General features: G+C 63.5%; 5 protein-coding genes. 1 reads left to right on the top strand and 4 read right to left on the bottom strand.

The window, feature by feature from the left end; translation table 11 throughout:
- Window positions 1-711, top strand: a 711-nt coding sequence (locus B277_RS07870; RefSeq protein WP_007927023.1) for an IS256 family transposase, incomplete at its 5' end; no start/stop codon positions are given.
- Between the two features lie 24 nt (window positions 712-735).
- On the opposite strand, the gene B277_RS07865 is transcribed toward B277_RS07870, so the two are convergent.
- The 4 genes from B277_RS07865 to B277_RS15960 form a co-directional block, all read right to left on the bottom strand.
- Entirely contained in the window at window positions 736-939 is a 204-nt protein-coding gene (locus B277_RS07865) for a transposase (protein ID WP_007927022.1), read from the bottom strand.
- A gap of 769 nt (window positions 940-1708) precedes the next feature.
- Window positions 1709-2872, bottom strand: a complete 1164-nt coding sequence (locus tag B277_RS07860; protein ID WP_420795269.1) for a hypothetical protein — start codon at window positions 2870-2872, stop codon at window positions 1709-1711.
- 547 nt (window positions 2873-3419) lie between these two features.
- Window positions 3420-4115 carry a TIGR02391 family protein gene (locus tag B277_RS15965; RefSeq protein ID WP_007927014.1) on the bottom strand — a complete coding sequence of 232 codons (696 nt, stop codon included), beginning with the start codon at window positions 4113-4115 and terminating at the stop codon, window positions 3420-3422.
- A 114-nt stretch (window positions 4116-4229) separates the two neighbouring features.
- Window positions 4230-5114, bottom strand: coding sequence for an ImmA/IrrE family metallo-endopeptidase (locus B277_RS15960; protein WP_007927012.1), 885 nt, complete (start codon window positions 5112-5114; stop codon window positions 4230-4232).
- Between the last annotated feature and the right edge of the window lie 129 nt (window positions 5115-5243).

Raw genomic sequence — 5243 nt, 5'->3', positions numbered from 1 at the left:
GAGATCAACGCCGTCGCGCTGATCGCGGTCGGCGTCAACGGCGACGGGCACCGCGAGGTCCTCGGGCTGCGCGTCGCCACGTCCGAGACCGGGCCGGCGTGGAATGAGTTCTTCGCCGACCTGAGCGCACGGGGCCTGACCGGCGTCCGGCTGGTCACCTCGGATGCGCACAAGGGCTTGGTCGAGGCCATCGCGGCGAACCTGCCCGGCGCGTCCTGGCAGCGGTGCAGGACGCACTACGCCGCGAACCTGATGAGCGTGACGCCCAAGAGCATGTGGCCGGCCGTGAAAGCGATGTTGCACTCGGTCTACGACCAACCCGACAAGGACGCCGTCCAGGCGCAGTTCGACCGGCTGCTGGACTACGTCGACGGCAAGCTGCCCGAGGTCCACGAGCACCTCGACGCCGCCCGCGCGGACATCCTGGCGTTTACTGTCTTCCCCAAAGACGTGTGGACCCAGATCTGGTCGAACAACCCCGCCGAGCGCCTCAACCGCGAGATCCGACGCCGTACCGACTCCCTGGGGATCTTTCCCAATCGGGCCGCGATCGTGCGCCTGGTCGGAGCCGTCCTGGCCGAGCAGACCGATGAATGGGCCGAAGGACGGCGCTACCTCGGCCTCGACGTCCTCGCCCGCTGCCGCGTCAACATCGTGCCCGCCCTCGACCCCGAGATCGGAGGCGACAACCTGCCCGCATTGACCGCCTGAACCACCAGAAGGAACACGCAGGCGCTACACCACTACCCGGGGCTTGACCGTACCGCCGTCGATCTCGGCCTGCCGTACCCAGTTACGCAACGTCTCCGGATGCATCCCGAGCTGCTCGGCCACACGAGCGATCGCGCCCTGCTTCGTGGCGGGATCCTGTCGCAGCTCGACGGCCATCCGAGTGGCCCGCTCACGCAACTCGTCGGGGTACTTCCTGGGTGCTGCCATGACTCTCATCCTCCATGGATTGACAGCCTCCACCAGACCCGGGGCGATTCACGCACACGACACGGGGACCGCTGCACGAACAGGTGGCAGTTTCCCGCTCTCTACATCGAAGAAGCGCTGCGGGACGAGACATACGGTTCAAATGACGAGCTGCCGTGAAGAATCGGGACCCTTCCTGTCCATGGCCGTGACAAAGTCCCCACTGGTGGCCAGATGAGGTCCCCGCTGGTGGCCATGTAAAAGTCCCCACCCTCTGCTCGTGTCATCCATGAGCCGAGATCGAGGTCGTTGACTGCCCCGGCTGCGAGGAAGGCACCCGACCGGACCAGTAAAGTCGGCGTCGGCTGTCTAGATCCCCAGAAGCTCAGATCGCCCCAGGTTCAGCGAGAGCGGGCAGCTTCGGCTTCACCATGAGTCACCTTCATCGTCTGGGCCACACCGCCGCAAACCCCGGACCGTGTGCCCATCACCTGCGGAACCCGGCCTGGGAGGCCCCGTGGAGTTCCGCGACTCCTGACTCGTGCCGCCGGGGTGTATCACTGAGGCGATGGGTCGAGGGCTTCCAGGATGGTGGTCGCTGGTGGGTGAGTCAGGCCAAGGGTGGGCCGACCGTCTTCTCGAAGTTCACCGACACGTCGCACCAGCGAAGCTGAGGACCGCACTGGCCTGTTTCTCCCGTGCCGGTCAACTGATGGCGCATCTGTGACCCACTTGTGCCTGCGACTGCCATCCTCCTGCTGTGGGCCGCTCCTTGGCAGCTCGATTCAGTTCAGACCTTCGACGCCGATTGCTTGGGCGAGGCATCGATGACCACGACCCTTCGCGGATCGGCTTGGTCCAGCCCGAGTCTCTTGATTGCGCGTGTTGCCTTGGAGACCTCGGCCGTGGAGTAGGCGATGACCACAAAAACTGAAGCTTTCGTCTTGTTCGCCCTTTCGTAGACCTCGAGTTGACGTTCCATGTTGCGTTCGAGGGAACTGCTCTTGGCGAGCTTGAACTCGATGAGCGCGCTGTCCAAGGCCACGGAGATTTTGAAGTCGACCGGGCCTCGACCGTTGTTGACCTCCCGATTCACGTCGAAGCGTGAGTCCTGAAGTAGGAGGCCGAAGAATCCTTGAACCTCACTCTCGTTCGCGAAGCCCTTTCCGCTGCCGCGGTTGATGACCCGCCACCCGTCCTGGTTCTCCACGTAGTGCTTGAACGTGTCGATGGCTTGGAGGGCCTCGTCGTAAGACGTCCAGGGCTTCTCGAACAGGTCGGTCTTTTCTGCCAAGTCGTGGGCCGCGCGCTGAACTTGATCTCGCAATAGCAGTCGCGTGTCGTCGACCTTGTCGCGGCTGGCCACAACCGCTTGATCACCGGTGTCTTCCTTGAGCTTAATGTAACAATCGATGAGCTCGGGGAACTGAAGCAGTGCTTGTGCCCGGACCTCACGCCGTTCCTTGTCTGATGACCGACGCACCAGCCGTGAGCGCAGGTAGTTGTTCACATCTGCGCGGAGTTGATCATTGTCGGTGACCTCGGGGAGGAGATCGAAGGAGTTCACCATGTCGGTTCGGTTGATCCAGGTGTCGTCCTTGGTGAGCAGGTCGGCTGGTGTCAGGATGACGAAGTCGCCGTTGGTGTAGGGAAGGTCGTACTTCGCGGTCGCCCATGTCTGTGTTTTGTAGTTGAACTTCGCTCGCGGGACAGACACCGTCTTGCGAGATGCGAGAGCGATGTGGGCGGTGGCGAACTCGGAGGTGTACCTCAGCAGGTAGTGCTTGATGAGATTCGTGGTGAGATCGGAGATGGTGTCGCGACCTACGCCTTGACGGATCAGCGCGAGCTTCTCGACATGGCTGGAACTCGTAATGGTCTCGTCGCCGAAGTTGTCCAGCATGTCCCCCCAGCGCGGCGTGGAGAGCGATGGCGAACTTCGGGCCGAGTCCATGCCCACGGTTGCCACCGACCGCGAATCCGAGCCAGTTCTGGCGGACTTCACTGAACGTGTACCAGCTCTTTATGCGACCCGCGTCGAGCGGCTCGTGAGCGTGGTCGCGGAGAAATCGGAGGTAGGTCAGGATCTGGTCGTGGAGCGCCTGATACTCGTCCTTATCGCTGTTGAACAACAGGAAGGGATCGATGAAGACCGGCAAATCGGAGACCACCGAGATATCGAACGCACCGTATGCCTCGAGGGTCTGCGGGCTGACGTTGAATCTGTCGCTGAAGTAGATGCCGGCAGGGTCTGGGATCCATGTGGTCGGCTCATCGATGTTCTCGGGCTCCCCGTCCATCACACTCTCCATAGTTGGTCCTTGCGCCGAGGTAGTTGGTCCTTGCGCCGAGGTAGTTGGTCCTTGCGCCGAGGTAGTTGGTCCTTGCGCCGAGGTCGTCCTGTCAGCCCGACCGTTAGGCGCCTCGCCTATTCCCGCTGCTTTCCCAGGAGTCGCACTGCAGTACCTCGTAGGCTGGCGCGGCGAAATGGAAGTCTTGGATCAAGGCTGGGCCGGTTTTGCGGTGTCGAGCCGGTGATGCAGGAGACTCGCTAGCCCGAGGTACTCCAGCGCCTGCTGAGGGTCTTCGTCCTTTACGGGTTCGTGCGCCTTGGGATTACGCACTGCGAGCATGGCGCCGCGAAAGAGTGAGAGGAAACCCTCCTGCTCATCGCTGCCGCTACGACCTGCCGACGTGGATACAACAAGCTTTGGCGCGGCGCCGCCAAACGCATCACCCATGAGCTGGGCTCCAGACTTGTCGACGCCAGCGTGCTGGCGCACGCGCACTTCGACGGACTTGAATGCTTCGTAGACCGCGCTCGAGTAGTGGCCATCGGCGAACAGGTCACCGGCTGCCCCGATCACCTCGGGATGCAGGTTCTCGATCGATAGCCGCCGCACGGGGGCAGTCCTGGCCGCGGGGACCTTGCCCCACTTCACCTGGGTGTGCTGCATCTGCTTCGAGCCGTAGTCGTTGACGTGCACCTCGGCTACGATCCTGCGGTCGATGCCGCCGCGTGGATCGGGGACTTCGACGATGTCGCCCTCGTAGATCGCTGTCGTCACGTCGAAGAAGCCGCTCGTGGCTTGGATCATGGCCTGGACTTCGGTACGGACTTCGTCGTCGGTTCCCTCGTGTCGGATGATCACGACCTTCTTGGAGCCGTGACGTCGGGCGATGCTCGGCAGTGGCATGGGCCTCTTCCTGTCAGACCTGGTCTTGTGTTCTCGCTGCTGCTCAGCTGGCCAGGGCCACTGGCGCTGGCGACACGCCACGGGGGGGTTTGTCGCTGCATGCCGCGCTGATGGTCAGCAGACCTTGGACCGTTCTCGTCGGTGCTGCAGGGGGATCACCCCGTCCGGCAGGTTCTTGATTTCTGGAGTCTGCGGTTCCCAGCCGAGCCACGCGTGGAGGTAGCGCGGAGCCAGACCGGCGGCGCCGTCGGCGTTGCTGGTCGGGACCTTCGCCTTGGTAAGCGCCTTGTCTAGCCAGATGGCGTGCTCGTGACCGACGTGGACGGGTTCACTGGTGTTCCACTTCCGTGCGCTGATCTGCTTGTACAAGCTGCGGGCGTGATTGTCGTCGATCTGCCCCAGCTGACGCAGACGCACCACCAGCATCTTGATCGCCACGCCCCACGTCTTCTTCAGGTCAGCCAACGTGCTGAGAGTGACCCGGCCCCCGAGTTTGCCCAGATCGGCCAGCAGGGGCTCGGCTGGGGCGAGGAAGGCCCCAGCGAAGCGGTGGGCCTGCTGCTCGATCAGACGCGCTTCAACGGCCGAAGCCGGTGGCGGCGTCGTGGCGTGCAGGGTCAAGTGCCCGAGTTCGTGAGCGACGGTGAAGCGCTGCCGATCACCGGGCGGGCTCGTGTCACCGGTCTGGGACAGGCGAGGGCGGCTGACACGGATCACGGGCGTGGTGTTCACGCGCAGTGACAGACCCAGGTGGCGTCCTAGCTCGTCGTCCATGGGCAGCACGACGACCCCAAGGCGTTCTGTGCGCCGGATGCAGTTGCCGACGACATCACCATCGTCCAGGCCAGCAGCTCGACGGACATCAGCGGCGAAGTCTTCGATGGCGCCCTCGTCGTTGAGATCCTCTCCGAAGACGGGCAGGGACTCGGGGTAGAAGGCCAGACCGAGCGCTTCGAAGGTATCGATGGCAGTCTCGGTGTCGGAGACGTACTTGTCCACAGTGCGCTTCGGTGCGTCTGCATAGGCACGTACCACGGGCGCGTGGACACCGGCTCGGCCCGCAACCCGGTCAGGTAGTCGGTCGTGCCATGGCCAGCGCGTTGGCGACGCGGTCGAGGGCGCCGGCTT

The organism is Janibacter hoylei PVAS-1, from assembly GCF_000297495.1.
Classification (GTDB): Bacteria; Actinomycetota; Actinomycetes; order Actinomycetales; family Dermatophilaceae; genus Janibacter; species Janibacter hoylei.
Note: the sequence above shows the minus strand (reverse complement) of the source record. Positions and strands in the feature narration are given on the sequence as shown.